This is a genomic window from Myroides odoratimimus, assembly GCF_001485415.1.
Taxonomy (GTDB): Bacteria; Bacteroidota; Bacteroidia; order Flavobacteriales; family Flavobacteriaceae; genus Flavobacterium; species Flavobacterium odoratimimum.
Genome location: NZ_BCMQ01000021.1, coordinates 1 through 18337, shown reverse-complemented (window position 1 = coordinate 18337; position 18337 = coordinate 1). Strand labels below are relative to the sequence as shown.

Sequence of the window (18337 nt, the reverse complement as noted above, 5' to 3'; positions counted from 1 at the left end):
TCATTCTTAATAATTCAGTCCTAAATACTTTCTAAAGTAACCACATTCTTTAATTACTTCTTGGTAATATTTTGTATCACTATACTTAGCAGCTAATTCTGAGAAGCCATTCCACTTCTTAAACATGACATCATCACCCCATGCTCCCATATAATAATCCTTGTTATGATAAGTCTGTACATAGAATTCATTTCGCTCTAGCTTAGCATCGAAGTAAGCTAGCTTTGCTTTTTCTTCTTTTGTAGTCGCATGTTGCTTAGCTATCGCATAGTACTTTCTAGCATTATTCATATTCAAGATGCTAGACTTATTCTCCATACCGATACTATTACTGCCATACTCATCCCAAATACTGTTGTAATACAACACGCGTGCATTACCAAAATATGTAGCATTATAATAAGCATTACCTACTAAAAGTGCATTGCTAAATACATCTGTACCATTAGCAATATTCGCCTTCATATCTCTTAGTTTCTCTAAGAATGATAACTTCGTATATACCGTAGTCTGCTTAGCTGCATGATCACAATCGTTACAATCCTTGATCTTTCCATTAAATGGATTACCTAAAAGTGTAGCTGTGTTATACATAAACACTGTGTACTCATCATCATAGGTATTCTTTCTCTTGATAGGTTCTGCCTTCTTCATCTCTACAATAGCTTCATCTATCTTATCTTCATAGAATAAGTGAATCGCTCTACTCTCATAGATATCACTAAGATTATATTGATATAAAGATGTGAACAACTTTTCTATCTCTGAATGATTCGTTTTTAATAAGAAACTCTCCATAGCACTAGACTGTTTCTTATCCTTATAAAAAGCTACACCTTGAGAGTTTAATATCTCTGCCATGATAGCATTGCCTTGCTCTTTATAAGTAGCTGATAAAAATTGTCTAATCCAACCTGCTGCATACTCATATCTAAAAGGATCACTATAGTCATTCTTCACTAGGTCTGTATAGACCCATTTCAGTTCTGGCAATAGTTTTTCTTCTGTACTCTTATCTAGTTTTTTGACTTGAGATACAGTATTAATCAAGGCAAATAATCGGATTTGCTCTGCTAATAATTTATCTCCTTTTTTAGAATAATCACTTGCTTCCTCTATTTGCTTAGTGGCACTCTTGTACTCTCCTTGAAAGATATCCATATACCCTGCCGCTAACTTCCACAACACTGGATTGGCTACTTCTTGTGGTTTATCCGCGACAGACTTTATCCACTTCAGTGTATTCTGATCTATCTTCTTCTTAATCGCCTTGAAATACTCATCACGAGATTTAAAACTACTTTCTGCAAATACATTCACTTCCTGCTCTTGCATGTTCACCCATCTCGTCAAGATGTAATCTATATGCGGGCTCTTCGGGTTAACCTCATAGGCACGCTTCATAGATTCACCTAGGTCATCATAGTATCCCATTATAGACCATATCGCTGCTTTCACATCTCTATCTTCTGTATTCTCCACTATTTTAGTAATAGCCGCTTTATCAAGAGGCTTAAAGTTATACAAAGCAACTTGACGCATAGAAGGTTCTCTATCAAAAACAGTAGCGTATAGTAGGTTTGACTTCGCAAAATTAGCTAGCTCATAATACGCCCCTGCGACATAAGACATCGCTCTATAATACAGTGTATTTTGAGGTTGACTACTCGCTGTAGATTCAAAATAAGCAATCACACTACTCTTATCTGCTGAGTAGAACTTAGCTTTCATTACCTGAAACCACATTCTATTAGCAAAAAAAGTATCCTTCTTATCCATCTTCTCATAGAAGCTCTGTACTTTATTGGCATAGTCTGTTGGCAATTGCTCTTTGACTTGTTGCTCATAGTTCCAATACTCGAACTCTTGAGCTGAATACTGTTCTACTGTTTTGGCAAAGTTTAGAAAGTTAATAAAGTTCTCTACTTTCTTATTCTTTAAGTCTAAGTCATAGATACTACTTCGTTTCTTTCCTTTTCGCAGTTCACTATATATAGTATACATCGTGTCTATCTCAAACTCATTAGACACTAAACATTCCTTCACTACATCCGCTGGTACAGTATTCCCTAAATATTGTGTCCACTCCTTAACAATATCCTCATTATACATACCTGCGTTATACATGTATGCACCATCATAGAACTTCTCATAAGGTGCAAAAAACAAAGGCTTATATGAGTTATCTACAAATGCTTCTGGTGTAAAACTTGAAACAGAGGAATAACTCCACCACCCATCAGCACATCCGTATGAATACACACCTGCTCCTAACAGCAGTGATAAGCTACTCGCATACAACAATCTTTTTCCAAACTTCTTTTTCATAATAAGGGATATTTCTTGAATTTAAATCATATAGTATAATTTCAGAGGGGCACTTCCCACTTGCCTTCTCTAAGTCTTTTTTCATCTCTAACAACTGCTCACTAGTAGTCGTTTCTACTTTTATCTGGTCGCCAACTAAAAACAATTGTCCAAAGTACATTCCTTCTTTTGTCACACTATATCTAGTCTCATCTATTCTTTTAAAAGCACTTATTTTATCCACTTCATCTGTACGAACTCTACTGATCAAGCGAACTACTTTATTAGCTCTAGTATGTACTACCCATGAATAAATAGGAAAAGCATACTTCAGTTCTAAAGGATAATCGGCCAATGCACCTATATATTTGCTCCCTATATTACGGTCATAAATAGAGTTCAACGAATCTGCTGAGATAGTCCCCATATTATAGTACATCAGTACACCATAGTCTACTTTTGGTATTCCTGTCTTAGCAGCGTACTTCACTTGGTGTAGTCTAATCGTAGATGACACCTTCCACTGACTTTCTTTCTTAATTGACTCTATCAATTCAAAAAAAGAATCCTTACTCTTTAAGCTCCAATCACAGTCTAATTGTATCTCACTTATCTGTATATGGTTGTGTTTATTAATCTGATTGATATAGTCTATTATCTTTTTTGACAATTCTCTATCTACCTTACTATTCACTAAGACTTCATTCTTGATATACACAACAGGAACAATCTCTACATCAAGAATAGAGTCTTTAAACAGTATAGGTCGTATAGGTATAGGAGAATCACCTTGTAGTCCAATATCAAAATAGCGAATATAAAGCTTGTCCACTTCTAACTCTTTAAGCGTAGTTCTTTCTAGTGAGTCTAACTGAAAGTTAGTTCTCCAATAGTAAAAAGACAACTTCGTCTGCAAGTCCTTATCTCCCTTAGAGACACAACTAACCAAGAATATTAAACAGATAAATAACACATACTTTTTCATGATGTAAACTTAATTCAGGAAACATTTATGCACAAAAAAAAACGCCTAAATAATTTAGGCGTTTTGTGAATTTTAACTAAACGAACTATTTTACAATAGTCATCTCGTCTACAATATGTTTAGCGTCAGCGAACTTATCTATAATGAATAGTACGTAACGAATATCTACGTTAATTGTACGTTGTAATTTAGGGTCATAAATAACGTCTCCTGCCATAGCTTCGATATTACCATCAAACGCAAGTCCGATTAATTCTCCTTTTCCATTTAATACTGGAGAACCTGAGTTACCTCCCGTGATATCATGGTTAGTCAAGAAGTTTACAGGCATATGTCCTGCTTTATCAGCATACACACCATAATCTTTCTTATTATATAAGTCGATTAGTTTTTGTGGTGCTTCGAACTCTTCATCACCTACTTTATGTTTAGCAACTGTACCTTTTAAAGTAGTAAACCAGTTCTCTGCAGCATCATTTACTTTATTTCCTCTTGGTAGGTCTTTTACAGTACCATAAGTTAAACGTAAAGTAGAGTTTGCATCTGGATAGTACTTACCTGTAGGGTTACTTTTTTGTACTCCATCTACAAACAATCTATATGCTTTTTGGAACTTATCTTCTAATGCAGTTACATTATCAGGCATAGCTCTATAATGATCCATAATAGCTACAGATAACTTAAACATTGGGTCACGAGAAATAGTCACTCCTTTAGGATCTGCTAAGAAAGCATCAATAGCCTCTTGGTTAGCAAATACACTCTTTTCAAAAATCTCATCTACATACTTTTCAAAATCACCATTGTATTCTTTGTTGATTTCAGCTACATAAGGAGCGATGTCATATCCTGTAGATTTAGTTGCATAAAGAGCTAATTGTTTAGCTAACATTTCTCTTTCTAATGGCTCATAAGTACTACCATAGATACTCTTGATATACTCTTTAAACTCAGGTAACATCTCAGCACGTTTCTTATCATCACCAGCAGCATACGCTTCCATACCTCCAGCTAAACGATATGGCGCAGCTACTAAATTAGAAGTACGCAACATTGTCATTAAGTAATTATCATGACGAGACTTCTCATTAGTCGCTTTATACCATGCATTAATGTCTGCTATTACATTTCCGTATTTAGCAACGTTCTCTTTTTTAGAAGCCCATTTATGGAAATCTTTTTCAGCTTTTGTTTTAGTCGCCACAGTCTGGTGTTGAGTCAATGCATCAATCATACCTTGACGGTTCTTCCAGTAGTTAGCTACACCAGCATATTTAGATGCATAGTTAAGGCGTACTGCGTCATTTGCAGCCATATACTTTTTCATTACATCCATTCCTAACTTAGATCCTTCAACCCAAGCTGGATAAGCGAACTTAATGTTTTGCTCTACTCCTTGTGCAGGCATCCATCTATTTGTTCTACCTGGATATCCTAATATCATAGAGAAGTCACCTTCTTTTATACCTGTGATAGATACAGGTAAGTGGTGTTTAGGAACCATTGGTACATTATCTGCAGAGTACTCTGCAGGATTACCATCTTTATCCGTATAAACACGGAACAAAGAGAAGTCACCTGTATGACGTGGCCATTCCCAGTTATCAGTATCACCTCCGAACTTACCGATGCTGTTAGGAGGAGTTCCTACTAAACGTACATCATTATAATCTTGGTATACGAAATAGTAGAATTCATTACCTTGGAAGAATGATTTTACAGAAACAGTATATTTTCCATCTCCATCATTTTCTTTTTGAATCTTAGCGATTTCTTGGTTGATTGCTTTCTCTCTTTCGATTTCAGACATCTTATCATTAACAACGCTTAAGATACGCTTTGTTACATTGTCCATTCTCACAAAGAAACGAACAGAAAGACCTTTAGCAGCTCTCTCACTTGCTTTATCTTTTGCCCAGAATCCATTCGTTAAGATATCGTCTTCTGGTGTAGATAATTTAGCTATTTTATCATATCCACAGTGGTGGTTAGTCAATACCAAACCTTGATTAGATACAATCTCTGCTGTACATCCACCATCAAATTGTATAATAGCATCTTTCAACGAATGATTATTGATACTATATATTTCTTCAGATGTCAACTGTAGTCCCATCTTCTCCATATCGCGTTGGTTTAAACGCTCTATGAACATTAAGAACCACATCCCTTCATCAGCTTTTACCGTAGTAGGTATCGCTAATATGAATGCAGTTAAAAATAAAACGATTTTTTTCATATTAATTAGTATGTTAGAAATGCGAAGATAAATTTAATTCTATAAATCTTCCTCAATTGTTGTAATTATTCTTTGTCTGGTGATTGTTTATCAGCTGTTAACTTTTCCTCTCTACAAGCGTCTAAAGGGATATTATTATGGTTATCATATCGATTCTGTAATTCATCTACTACAGACTTATCCCATAGCTTTATCCCTGTAATATAAGCCGTTCTTGCAATCAAGAATGCTGCAACAGGAGAAGTGATAAACAAGAAAAATATAATAGCTAACACTTTAGTCGTTGTTGAAAATTCTGCAAAATGTATAGCTGCCGCTGTAAGAATACACCCGATACCTAAAGTCGCTGCCTTAATCGTAATAGACAGTCTAGTATAGAAATCAGGCATACGTACTATTCCTATGGAAGCTATTAACACAAATACTGCTCCTACAGTACTTAATATCATTATTAAAATATCAATCATCTCTATTTCTCTTTAATAAATAATAGGCAAAAGCCACTGTACTCAAGAATGCTATTAATGCCAATATCATTGCTACATCTAAGAATATTGGGTCATTAGCAATCAAGCTAAACACTCCAATAACCCCTACCCCTACTGTAATCAGTAAGTCTAGAGCGACTACTCTATCTGATACACTTGGTCCTTTTAGAAATCTTATAAATATGAAGATTAAAGACAAACTGATGATAGGCATAATTACATATATTAAATAATCTTCTACTGTCATCGCAATATCTCTAATAGTTTAGTTTCTGTTCTCTCTTTCATATTCTTAATAAACTTGTGTTTATCTCTTAAATACATAGTATGTATATAAACATAACTTTTATCTTCCGCAATATCGATCACCATAGTACCCGGAGTTAAGGCAATGATATTGGTCAACATCGTAATCTCAAAATCTGTCTTAGCATCTAGATTATACTTAATGATACCAGGTGTCGTGTGATAATTAGGAGTCATTACATCTATAGCTACACGTAGGTTAGCCTCCATCATATCATAAAGAAAATAAAGAATGAAAATCATAATCTTCGGTACGCGATAGAAATATTCTTTATCTGCTTGCTTAGATCGTCTTGTTAACATCCATAAAATAAAGAATCCTGCCGCACCTCCAAAGATGAAGTTAGAATAATTCAACTGTCCTGTTAAAGCAACCCAGACAAATGTCAATAATAAATTAAGTAAAAAATACTTCAACATAATCTGCTTATTTTAAATGATGCATTACTGATTCTATATATATTGACGGATTCATTAGTTCGTATGCTACACGCTCTGCTACTTTAAATACAAAAGAAGCATTAAACCCAATCAACAGAGATACTACAGCTAATCCAATAACTGGTAATACTAAAGCTATTTTACCTCTAGTATGGAACGGTGCGAAATAGTCTACCTCTTCCGCATTCGGCTTTGGCAAATCTTTCCAAAACACTTCTGACCAAATACGAGCTACAATAAATAAAGTAATAAAACTCGCAAATATCAATGTCCCTAATAACACATAACTCTCCTGCTTAAAGGCTTCTTGGAACAAAAGAATCTTTGGCCAGAACCCAGACAACGGTGGTATACCTGCTAGAGAGAATAGGATAATCGCAAAGACGATAGACAACTTAGGGTAATCCTTATAGAACCCTCCTAATCGATAAATATCTTGTGTTACACGTATTTTCTGTATCAGACCACTCATCATAAAGAAGTTACTCTTCACAATAACATCGTGGATTAGATAGAACACTACTCCTACAAAAGCTAGCTCTGTATAGATACCAATACCTGCTATCAGATACCCTATATGACAAACAATAAAGTAAGATAATATTCTTCTAATATTACGCTTATTGATCACCCCTAGTGCTCCACTTATCATGGTAAGAATAGCAATAACTATAAATACTTGTAATACAAAATCATCAGGTTCGAATACTACTGTGAATACTCTTATCATAGAATACACTCCCATCTTAGTCAACAATCCTCCAAACACAGCACCGATAGCTGATGGTGGTGTATGATAAGACGATGGCAACCAGAAGTACATTGGGAACACTGCTGACTTAATACCAAAACCAACAAAGAACAACAATGCGGTTACTGTTACTAATCCTCTATTCTCCACTGCTGCTACATGTTCAGGTAGGTCTGCAATATTCAAACTACCTGTTAGTCCATATAGAATCCCGATGGCTGTTAAGAAGATTACCGAAGCTAACATATTCATTGTTACATACTTCACAGCACCTTCCATCTGTCTCTTTTTTCCTCCTAATGTCAATAAAACAAAAGAAGAAATAATCACTACTTCAAACCACACATAAAGATTAAATATATCTCCTGTCAAAAAGGCTCCCATCAACCCCATAATTAGGAAGTGATAGATAAAGAAGTGTCCATATCGTATACGGCTAATATTAGTCGCAGCCGTTGAGTATATACCTACAGCTAATGACACTATAGCAGTAAGCATCACCATCGTAGCGCTCAACATATCACCTACGAAGGTAATTCCAAATGGTGCTTCCCAGCCTCCCATTTGTAAAGTCATATTTCCATTTTCCCATATTAGGGTAAACAACCTCAAACTCACAAAGAAGCCGATGATGTTACCTATTACACTCACAGTCTTCTGTGCCTGTACATTCTTCCAGAAGAACAACAGTACAATAGCCGTCAGCATATGTGCTAATATAGGAGCTAATATAAAGTTCGAAATCATATATCTAAATCTTGGATATTAAGTGAATCTAAATCATCAGTTCCTGTTGTCTCATGTACTTTCTTCAATAGAATAATAGCAAAAGCTGTCAACCCAAAACTGATAACTATGGCTGTCAAGATTAGTGCTTGGGGCACTGGGTCTGCATATACATCTGTAAAATGCTTACTCTCTCCGTTAATGATAGGCGCTTTCCCTTTGGTTAACTCCCCCATTAAGAAGATCAATATATTGGCGCCATTACCTAGCATCATAAACCCTAAAAGTAACTTAACCATACTTCTACGCAAGATCAAGTATATACCTGCAGAATATAAGATTCCAACTAATAATACTAATAGTAATTCCATACTTATCTCTTTTATTCACTTTCTGAAATAGTTAATAATATAGTTAGCACAACACCAACTACCACTAAATAGACTCCAATATCAAAAAACAAGGCAGTCCCCACTGAGCCTATAACTGCTACATTATCTGCGAACCAAACTCCTGTCATAAAAGGTCTTCCCAATATTACAGGCAAAAAACCACTTATAAAAGAAATTGTCAAGCCTATAGGTATCAACATACGCGGCGGAATCTGAAACAGTCTCAATGTTCTTCTAGTCGTATAAGCAAAAGCGTGTAACACAAATGCTATAGACGCTATCAGTCCTCCAACAAAACCTCCTCCTGATAAATAATGCCCTCTTAACAATACGAAAAGAGAAAATAATAATAACAGAGGTAATAAGTAATTAGTCGCTGTCCTCAATATCGTTGAGTCCATCTTCTTTATATCGTACTTAGTCTTATTCTTCATCTTCTCTATATTTTAACATACTGAATACTCCTAATGCAGCAATAGATAATACTATCGTCTCTATCATGGTATCGAACCCTCTAAAGTCTACTAAGATAACATTCACCACGTTCTTACCTTTAGCAAGTACATATACATTCTCTGCATAATATCTACTGATATCCTTATCTGCTGGAGATACTAAAGCTTGTAAAGTAATAATAGAAATCAAAACACCGAATGCAATAGAAATAACTGCATCTCTAAACTGTATCTTCCTATTACCTAGTTTTAAGAATGGAGGTAACTTAAACAGTACCAAAATAAATAGTACTGTAGTCAATGTATCAATAGCGAACTGCGTCATTCCTAAATCAGGCGCGCCGTAGAATACGAATATTAAACAGATACAATACCCTACTACTCCAGTAGCTGCAATTGCTGTCAATCTTGATGATGTATTTATTGCAAAGACAATTGCTACTACCGCAATTAAGAATACGACTAACTCATAAGCTCTAAACTCAGACAGCCCTGTCGTGTTCACACGTAGTGGTACATCTGCAAATAACGTATATCCTACTAATCCCACAAAGAAAACAATGATTACTGCTAGATAAGATCTTAGATATCCGTTGTGGAAGATCCAAGTATAACGATAAGCTAATACTCTGAAGAACTCTACGATGATAGAGAATATATTCTTAGGAGATACTTTTTCGAAGTTCTCTACTACACATAGCGGGTTCTTCCATCTCTTAAAGATGATATACACTATCGTACCCAGCACGATCGTACATCCACTTAATAATAAGCTAGTATTTACACCATGCCATATCGCTAGTGGCATCTCTACTACAGAACCGTACATAGCACTAAAGGTCGCTATGATGATTTCGTGATACGCTATAGCTGGTAATACTCCTAATAGTAAGGTAAAGAATCCTAATACTACAGGAGGAGCTATAAGTGCCCAATCAGGTTGATGAGAGATACAGACATTCTTAGTCGCTTTACCGAAGAAAGGTTTTATACCAATTAAGAAACCTGAGCCCGTCAAAAACACATTTGTGAAGAATAAGGCACCTACTAATATTATCGCTAAAGTCTCATCCATATAATGAAGTCCACTCTCATAGATCAACTCTTTCCCAATAAACCCAAAAGTCAGAGGAATACCTGCACATGATAATGCGGCAACAACAGCTGCAACACTTAACAGAGGGAAATACTTACGCAGTCCTCCCAACTCGTTAATATCACGGGTATGTAAAGCGTGATCTATAATACCTGTAATCAAGAAAAAAGCTGCTTTATACAATGCGTGTGCTAATACGAATACCGCCATAGCATATAGCGCTATCTGAGTACCTATCCCTAACAAGAACATTAATAGTCCTAAGGCAGATATAGTAGAGTAAGCTAATATTCCTTTCATATCTTTTCTAAAGACACTGTGAAAAGCGCCGAATAGCATCGTCACACCACCTACTACTAGTAAGATTGTGTTCCACTCCATCTTACCTCCTAGTATAGGAGTGAATCTAGCTACTAAATATACACCCGCCTTCACCATCGTAGCAGAGTGTAGATACGCTGATACTGGTGTAGGAGCCTTCATCGCTCCTGGTAACCAGAAGTGAAAAGGGAACTGTGCAGACTTAGTAAAAGCTGCTATAAATAAGAAAATGATAATTAATAAGTAGAAAGGACTCTCTCTTAACACATCACTCTGTCCTAATAACTCGTGTATAGAATATGTTCCGGATATAGTTCCTACTATGACACCAAAGGACAGTAAGAAGAATCCTCCTAACCCTGTAATGGCTAAAGCCCATAATGCACTCGTTCTAGATTCTTCTTCTTCATTATTAAAACCAATCAAGAAGAATGAGCTTATACTCGTAAGCTCCCAAAAAATAAACAAGGTGATTAGATTGTCAGAAGTAACGACTCCTAACATTGCTCCCATAAAAACAGTGAGGTAGCAAATAAAACGGTGTAACAGAGGATGCCCTCTTAAATAAGAAGAAGCATATAAATATACCAATGTTCCAATTCCAGAAATCAATAATCCAAACAAAAGTGATAGACCGTCTATTTTAAAGTCTAAATTGATTCCTAATGAAGGAATCCATTCAGTGCTAAATAGGACACTATTAAATCCGTCTTTTACAGAACGTAAAAAAGATAATAGATATAAAAAAATTGAAAATGGAAGTAGGGATATTAATGCTACAAATTTAGTTTGTACAAACTTCTTTAGAAATAACACTCCGAAAGCAAGTACAAAAGTGAGAAAAATTAATGTTAGCATATTTTGTTTATTTCTCTAAATATATATTTTCAGTTTGATGTAAATATATACAAAAAAAATAAATTTTAACTTATAACTTGCCGTATAACAACAAATAACATCCACATTTTTCTCACCTTCACCCTGCCAATAGGGAATTAAAGGCAATTCCCTTAATTTAATCTTATTTATTCAACATTTCCCATAATTTATCCTTTAACTCCATTAGCCCTTGTTGAGCCACAGAAGAGATAAACATATATGGTACTCCATCTAATTCAGCATCTAGCTGTTCTTTTAATTCAGATTTTAACTCATCATCTAGCATATCACACTTAGTAACTACTAAAAGACGATCTTTATCCAGCATTTCTGGATTATATCTTCTTAGCTCATCTATTAAGATGTCATACTCTTTTTTAATATCATCAGCATCCGCAGGTACCATGAATAATAAAGTAGAGTTTCTTTCGATATGTCTTAAGAAGTAATGACCTAAACCTTTCCCTTCTGCAGCTCCTTCGATAATACCAGGAATATCTGCAATCACAAAAGATTTAAAATCTCTATACGACACGATACCTAAGTTAGGCTTCAGTGTTGTAAACGGATAATCCGCTATCTTTGGTTTAGCTGAAGTAAGTACAGATAGTAATGTAGATTTACCTGCATTAGGGAATCCTACTAATCCGACATCAGCTAATACTTTTAATTCTAATATAACATCTAGCTCTTCACTAGGCATTCCAGGTTGTGCATATCTAGGAGTCTGGTTAGTAGATGATCTAAAATGCCAGTTACCTAATCCTCCTTTACCTCCTTCGGCTACAATTCTCTTTTCGCCGTGTTCAGTAATTTCGAATAATACTTCACCTGTCTCTTTGTCCTTCACTACAGTTCCTAATGGCACCTCGATAATTCTATCGTCACCATCTGACCCTGTACTTCTAGAACTTCCTCCATCACCACCGTGACCTGCTTTAATATGACGTGCAAATTTAAGGTGAAATAAAGTCCATAAGCCTTCGTTTCCGACTATGTATACGTGACCTCCGCGACCTCCGTCACCACCATCAGGCCCACCTTTTTCAATAAATTTTTCTCTGTGTAAGTGTGTAGATCCTCTACCTCCCTTACCAGAAGCTACATATATCTTTACGTAATCGACAAAATTCCCTTCAGTCATTTCCTTTAATTTTTTTCGTCCTTATTGCACCATACAATAGGAATTGGGCGGCAAATGTAATATTTTTTAGCGAATGTTATAAAGTACCTTATATTAAAGTATCTATAACTTTGCTTAAACGTCCTGTAATTTCTTCGATAGAACCTATTCCATCTACAGCGTAGAATTTATTTTTTGCTTCGTAGAACGCGATAAGAGGAGCTGTCTTCTCATTATACTCTGTATAACGTGTACGAATCTTAGCCTCATCTTGATCATCAGCTCTACCACTAGTCTTACCTCTCTCTAGGATACGTGCTACTAATACATCATCATCAGCCTCTAAACCTACAGTTCCTGCAAAAGTGATTCCTTTCTCATTCAATAGTTTTTCTAGTGCTTCAGCTTGAGCGATTGTACGAGGAAAACCATCAAATAAGAATCCTGATTTATCCATATTCTTGCTCACCTCTTCTGCCAACATATTAATTGTAACACTGTCCGGAACTAGTTCTCCTTGATCCATATATACTTTAGCTTGTTTACCTAGCTCAGTATCGTTTTTTAAGTTAAAACGGAATACATCTCCTGTAGAGATATGTGTTAAATTATACTTTTCTTTTAAAAACTCAGCCTGTGTACCTTTCCCAGCACCTGGTTTTCCAAATAAAACTATTGCAATCATTATTTATTGTTTATTCTGTTAGTCTAATCTTTATTCTTTAATTTGGTATATCTCTGGTATATTTCTACCGTACTTATCATAGTCCATTCCATATCCTACGATAAACTTATTCTCAATCTCAAAAGCTACATAATCTAAATGAATATCTTTCGTATACGCCTCTGGTTTTAGACATAGTGTACATATACGTACTTCACTAGGTTTATGTTGATCAAATAATTTCTTTAACGCTACTAGTGTATTCCCAGTATCTACGATATCTTCTATAATAACTACTCTTCTATCAGTTACATCTATATCAAGTCCTAATAACTGATTAACTTGATTAGTTGATTGAGTTCCTATATATGAAGCCATTTTAACGAAACTCATTTCACATGAGCCTTTATAATGCTTCACCAAATCAGAAATAACCATAAACGAACCGTTTAGAACCCCTATAAATACAGGAACATCTCCGTTCATATCCATTTCTATTTGTTCTGCGATTTCACGCAATCTAGTATCAATCTGTTCCCTAGAAATAAAAGGAACAAACACTTTATCCAATACTTGTATTTCCATTGTGTCGAAGTTGTTCGTAATTTGCAAATATACAAAAAGAATACAGGTTTATTCGTTTCTATGCAAAGGATTTAACCTAAATAACCAAAAAATAAACCTCAATAATTTACTTTTTGGCCATTTGTTTTTAAAAACAAAAAACGTAGCGCTATTACACGCTACGTCTAAAACAAACTAATTCAATCTAACTCTAAAACCAAAGTTTATAGTTCTATCGTTGAGATTATTTTCACTACTTAAAACGTAATTTCAATTTTAATGAGCCAATTCACAACTCATAACCTACCAAATATAAGTTAATTTTTTTAACTAAAAAATATTTATTTAATATTTCATTTCCATACTGAAATCAAAAATAACCAATCAATACCCCATAAAACTACAACTATCATCAAACAAACAACATATTAACTAAAAATTAATCACAAAAACCTCCTTTATTAACTATACAAACAACACTTCTTTAAAAAACTTTTCACACTATTTCTTACGAGAATATAATTCTATTCTTATCAAACTCTCATTATCTCTTCTACGATAGCTTGTCATACTTAGATATAGCGGATAAAACTCTTACTTCCACATAAAAAATATCTCAATCCATCATTAATACATTCATACCCTTTGAACTATTCCTCTATTCTCCATTCATATATACCTTGATCAGTAAGTGATATCAATCTGCTCGGGTAGTGATAGGCTATTTTCGGTACTTTTAAGCCGACCAAATGCCTATCACTAGCCGACCACATGCCGACCACCTCTCCCAAAAAGGTAAAAAAGACACATCTTCCCCTATAATCTTTACACCTATATTATATATCACCTCCATCCAATAACATACTCTAGATAACCAGACTAAGCTCTTCAAAATCATTTTTAAATAGAATAAGCACTTTCCAAAATCAATGTTCATTACATCTTACCCTTAAATATAAAACCAAACTAGGCATGAGGTGAATTTTAGACTTACTCTTTTATATTTTTAAATTATCTTTGCTCAATAACAATACAACTACACAATGAATTACTTTTCTACTGATTTCCGTTTGGGAATATTAGGAGGAGGTCAATTAGGTAAAATGCTCCTATATGACACTCGTAAATTTGACATCGCTACCAATGTACTAGACCCTAGTAAAGATGCCCCTTCTCAGTATGGAGCACATCAGTTCTTCCAAGGGGATTTAATGGATTTTGAAACTGTTTATCGCTTTGGTAAAACAGTAGATGTCTTAACAATCGAAATAGAAAATGTCAACTTAGACGCACTAGATAAGTTAGAAGAAGAAGGGCTTAAAGTATTCCCTTCTCCTAAGACACTTCGATTAATCCAAAATAAAGGAAATCAAAAAGATTTCTATACTACTCATAATATCCCAACTGCTCCTTATAAGAGATTCTCTGATATAGAAGCTCTAAAAACAGCAGCTACAGCTAATGAAGTAACGATGCCATTCGTATGGAAGTCAGCTCAGTTTGGGTATGATGGTAATGGAGTAAAAGTAGTTCGCACGATTACTGACTTAGATGCACTACCTAATGTAGAGTGTATCGCTGAAGTGATGGTTCCTTTTAAAAATGAATTAGCTGTTATCGTAGCTCGTTCTGCTTCTGGAGAAATCAAAACATACCCTGTAGTAGAAATGGAGTTCCACCCAGAGGCTAACCAAGTAGAATATGTGATTTGTCCTGCGCGTATCGATAGCGCTGTAGCAGATAAGGCAAGAGCTATCGCTCTTCAAGTTTCTGAAAAATTTAATCATGTAGGTTTATTGGCTGTGGAGATGTTCCAAACGCAAGATGACGATGTACTAGTGAATGAAGTGGCTCCTCGTCCTCATAACTCTGGACACTACTCTATAGAGGCAAGCTATACTTCTCAGTTCGAACAACACATCCGTGCTATTCTAGATTTGCCTTTAGGGAATACAGATAGCAAAGTGGCTGGTATCATGGTAAACTTAGTAGGTACTGAAGGCTATACGGGTCAAGTGTACTATGAAGGAATGGAAGATATCTTAGCGATAGAAGGTGTGACTCCTCATATCTATGGTAAACGCGAGACTCGTCCTTTTAGAAAAATGGGACATGTAACAATCGTGAATAGCGATATGGTTAAAGCTAGAGAAATAGCTCAGCAAGTAAAAGAAACTATTAAAGTAATCAGCAAATAAATCTTATGAAAATAGCAGTAGTAATGGGCAGCACATCTGATATGCCTGTAATGCAAGATGCAATCAATATTATTAAAGAATTTGGTGTAGAGGTAGAAGTGGATATCGTATCTGCTCACAGAACACCTGAGAAACTAGTAGACTTCTCTTCTAATGCTCATAAGCGTGGTATCAATGTGATCATCGCAGGAGCAGGAGGAGCAGCACACTTACCTGGTATGGTAGCTTCTATGTCTCCACTTCCTGTAATCGGAGTGCCTGTTAAATCTAGCAACTCTATCGACGGATGGGATAGTGTACTATCTATCTTACAGATGCCTGGTGGTGTACCTGTAGCTACAGTAGCCCTTAATGGTGCTAAAAATGCTGGTCTTCTAGCGATACAGATATTAGGTAGTCAAAACGAGGACCTTCGCAATAAGATGGTAGACTATAAAAATGGATTAAGAGAAGCGGTGCTTAAAGCAGCAGAGTCAATTAAATAATTACGAATTACGGCGCTCTTCGAGCTAATTACGAATTACGTAGGTAATCGCAGTTAGCACGAGGAGCGTTGTAATACTTTAAATAAAACAATCCTCTATAGCTTAATTAAGCATGAAAGAAGACAATATTACACAGATTAAGAGTTTTAAATTCGCTGTAAGAATAATTAAAGTTTACCAACATTTAACTACCGAAAAGAAGGAATACATATTAAGCAAACAATTACTTCGTTCAGGAACTTCTATTGGTGCTAACATTGAAGAAACTATTGGTGCGCAAAGTGAAAAAGACTTTCTTTCTAAATTATCTATTGCTTACAAAGAAGCTCGTGAAACTCATTACTGGATACGTCTTTTAGCAGAAACAGATTACTTTACACCTAAAGAAAAAAACAGTTTATTAAAAGATATTGAAGAATTACTAAAACTCATAGGTAGCATCCAAATATCACTTAAAGCTAAACTAGAGAGTGCCAAATAATATTTACAACTCATAGTTATTCTTTTCAATAAAAAACGCTTCATTTACATTTATTTTTCAGGTCAACAAAGCGATTACTATGATAAAAGCAAATCATTATTAATATATTTTACACCTTATTTTTGAGAATAACTCAATAAAACAAGGCATATCTAACCTGAGGATTATATCCGTATTATCCTCTATTTTTGTTTCTAATTCAATGTATGATGTTTATGCTACTTGTCGTACCTCATAAGCTTTTTTATTCCTAACACAAGAACATATACGCTGTACAAGCTTGTTTCTAACATTGTTTAAAACAAGCATCTTATGCTTACCTTCTCCAACTTTCCTCTCGTAATAAGCCCTTATCTCTGGGTCCCATCTAACAGCTGATAAAGCACAGAGATGTAAAAGTTTTTTAAGCTTTTTATTAGCCATAAAGTGTACTTTAGCTTTGCCTCTTACACTTTTACCTGAAGTATATTCAAAAGGGACAACACCACAATAAGATGCTAATTGTCGAGAGTCTTCAAATGATGTAAACGCATTGGTATAACATATTAAAAACATCGCTGTAATATCTCCAACACCTCTTACAGAAATCACACAATCAAATATCTCAGATACCTCTTGATTTTCTCTAATAAGAGTATTTAACTGTTCTTCAATCACCTTTATAGCGTTCTCTAAAGCCTTGATAATAGCCTTATCATTTTTAGACAAAACCTTGTACAGTTCATCATTAAACCCCTTAAATTCGTTGGTTCTTACTTCTATAGCTGTCTTATGAGCTATACTCATCTCTCGCTGTCCCAATAGAGCCTGAATCTTATTCAATACAGCCTTTGATGCTTTAAAGAGCTTCGCTTCTTCTTGATTTTTCTTAGCATACAATGCTATCCTTTTAGAATCTATCTTGTCATTCTTTCCTCTTTGTATTCCACTACTTCTTATAATTCTATAAGCCATTTCTACCCATAGATTACAATTCTTTGAAAGCAAAATATCTACTAAAATATTTTTATAAATACCTGTATGCTCCATACATATCAATGTTTCCTCTACACAACATCCTTCGCTTTTCATCCACTTCATAAATTGATCAACTCCCGTTTTAGTGTTTTCAAACTGATTGTGTTTACAAGAATTAGCATCTACATAAATAGCTACATCAAAATAATCTTTGGAAATATCTATTCCGATAAATTGTGTAAATTTGTCCATATGATAATTATTTAAGGCAACCTGTTACTAAAATATCATCTAAACCTTAATACTAGACCTCGACGTCTTAATTACTAGTCTGATACTCTTTAGTAAAATCAACAAAGTCCTACTCGAATTTTAGGGCGTTATCCTTGTAATTCGTCTGGTTCACTTTGTTGATTAGGTTGTTTTATTTATTCTCTACAATATTATCATATTCTCAGTTAGCAAATCTAAAGGTAATT

General features: G+C 34.9%; 17 protein-coding genes. 3 read left to right on the top strand and 14 right to left on the bottom strand.

The window, feature by feature from the left end:
• Positions 1 to 6: 6 nt before the first annotated feature.
• The 13 genes from MODO_RS14805 to hpt all read right to left on the bottom strand — a co-directional run bounded on the left by MODO_RS14805 (position 7) and on the right by hpt (position 13758).
• Positions 7 to 2328 carry a hypothetical protein gene (locus MODO_RS14805; protein ID WP_006259508.1) on the bottom strand — a complete coding sequence of 774 codons (2322 nt, stop codon included), beginning with the start codon at positions 2326 to 2328 and terminating at the stop codon, positions 7 to 9.
• Positions 2288 to 3292 (bottom strand): hypothetical protein, encoded by a 1005-nt coding sequence (locus MODO_RS14800; protein WP_006259509.1) that lies wholly within the window; start codon positions 3290 to 3292, stop codon positions 2288 to 2290. The genes MODO_RS14805 and MODO_RS14800 overlap by 41 nt, the downstream gene beginning before the upstream one ends.
• A gap of 85 nt (positions 3293 to 3377) precedes the next feature.
• Positions 3378 to 5531: a S46 family peptidase gene (locus tag MODO_RS14795; protein WP_006259510.1), complete on the bottom strand. Its 2154-nt coding sequence runs from the start codon at positions 5529 to 5531 to the stop codon at positions 3378 to 3380.
• 65 nt (positions 5532 to 5596) lie between these two features.
• Entirely contained in the window at positions 5597 to 5998 is a 402-nt protein-coding gene (gene mnhG, locus MODO_RS14790) for a monovalent cation/H(+) antiporter subunit G (protein ID WP_006259511.1), read from the bottom strand.
• A complete protein-coding gene (locus MODO_RS14785) occupies positions 5991 to 6266 on the bottom strand; it encodes a cation:proton antiporter (protein WP_006259512.1) in 276 nt (91 codons plus the stop codon). The genes mnhG and MODO_RS14785 overlap by 8 nt, the downstream gene beginning before the upstream one ends.
• Complete coding sequence (locus MODO_RS14780; RefSeq protein WP_006259513.1) at positions 6263 to 6745, bottom strand: Na+/H+ antiporter subunit E; 483 nt, start codon at positions 6743 to 6745, stop codon at positions 6263 to 6265. The genes MODO_RS14785 and MODO_RS14780 overlap by 4 nt, the downstream gene beginning before the upstream one ends.
• 7 nt (positions 6746 to 6752) lie before the next feature.
• The gene (locus MODO_RS14775) at positions 6753 to 8264 is read right to left on the bottom strand and encodes a proton-conducting transporter transmembrane domain-containing protein (RefSeq protein ID WP_006259514.1); all 1512 of its coding nucleotides are present in this window, start codon (positions 8262 to 8264) and stop codon (positions 6753 to 6755) included.
• Positions 8261 to 8614: a Na+/H+ antiporter subunit C gene (locus MODO_RS14770; RefSeq protein ID WP_006259515.1), complete on the bottom strand. Its 354-nt coding sequence runs from the start codon at positions 8612 to 8614 to the stop codon at positions 8261 to 8263. The genes MODO_RS14775 and MODO_RS14770 overlap by 4 nt, the downstream gene beginning before the upstream one ends.
• 11 nt (positions 8615 to 8625) lie before the next feature.
• A complete protein-coding gene (locus MODO_RS14765; protein ID WP_006259516.1) occupies positions 8626 to 9069 on the bottom strand; it encodes a Na+/H+ antiporter subunit B in 444 nt (147 codons plus the stop codon).
• A complete protein-coding gene (mbhE, locus tag MODO_RS14760) occupies positions 9059 to 11365 on the bottom strand; it encodes a hydrogen gas-evolving membrane-bound hydrogenase subunit E (protein ID WP_006259517.1) in 2307 nt (768 codons plus the stop codon). The genes MODO_RS14765 and mbhE overlap by 11 nt, the downstream gene beginning before the upstream one ends.
• Before the next feature lie 163 nt (positions 11366 to 11528).
• On the bottom strand, positions 11529 to 12530 hold the full coding sequence (gene obgE / locus MODO_RS14755; RefSeq protein WP_006259518.1) for a GTPase ObgE: 1002 nt from the start codon (positions 12528 to 12530) through the stop codon (positions 11529 to 11531).
• Between the two features lie 88 nt (positions 12531 to 12618).
• Positions 12619 to 13194, bottom strand: a complete 576-nt coding sequence (locus tag MODO_RS14750) for an adenylate kinase (protein ID WP_006259519.1) — start codon at positions 13192 to 13194, stop codon at positions 12619 to 12621.
• 30 nt (positions 13195 to 13224) lie between these two features.
• On the bottom strand, positions 13225 to 13758 hold the full coding sequence (hpt, locus tag MODO_RS14745) for a hypoxanthine phosphoribosyltransferase (protein WP_006259520.1): 534 nt from the start codon (positions 13756 to 13758) through the stop codon (positions 13225 to 13227).
• A 1022-nt stretch (positions 13759 to 14780) separates the two neighbouring features.
• Between hpt and MODO_RS14735 the strand changes: the two genes are divergently transcribed.
• The 3 genes from MODO_RS14735 to MODO_RS14725 all read left to right on the top strand — a co-directional run bounded on the left by MODO_RS14735 (position 14781) and on the right by MODO_RS14725 (position 16901).
• Positions 14781 to 15935, top strand: a complete 1155-nt coding sequence (locus tag MODO_RS14735; RefSeq protein ID WP_006259522.1) for a 5-(carboxyamino)imidazole ribonucleotide synthase — start codon at positions 14781 to 14783, stop codon at positions 15933 to 15935.
• Positions 15936 to 15940: 5 nt separating this feature from the next.
• Positions 15941 to 16420, top strand: a complete 480-nt coding sequence (gene purE / locus MODO_RS14730) for a 5-(carboxyamino)imidazole ribonucleotide mutase (RefSeq protein ID WP_006259523.1) — start codon at positions 15941 to 15943, stop codon at positions 16418 to 16420.
• Between the two features lie 112 nt (positions 16421 to 16532).
• Complete coding sequence (locus tag MODO_RS14725) at positions 16533 to 16901, top strand: four helix bundle protein (protein ID WP_006259524.1); 369 nt, start codon at positions 16533 to 16535, stop codon at positions 16899 to 16901.
• A gap of 213 nt (positions 16902 to 17114) precedes the next feature.
• Here MODO_RS14725 and MODO_RS14720 read toward each other — a convergent pair whose 3' ends face one another.
• Positions 17115 to 18110: an IS110 family RNA-guided transposase gene (locus tag MODO_RS14720; RefSeq protein ID WP_006258619.1), complete on the bottom strand. Its 996-nt coding sequence runs from the start codon at positions 18108 to 18110 to the stop codon at positions 17115 to 17117.
• Positions 18111 to 18337 lie beyond the last annotated feature (227 nt).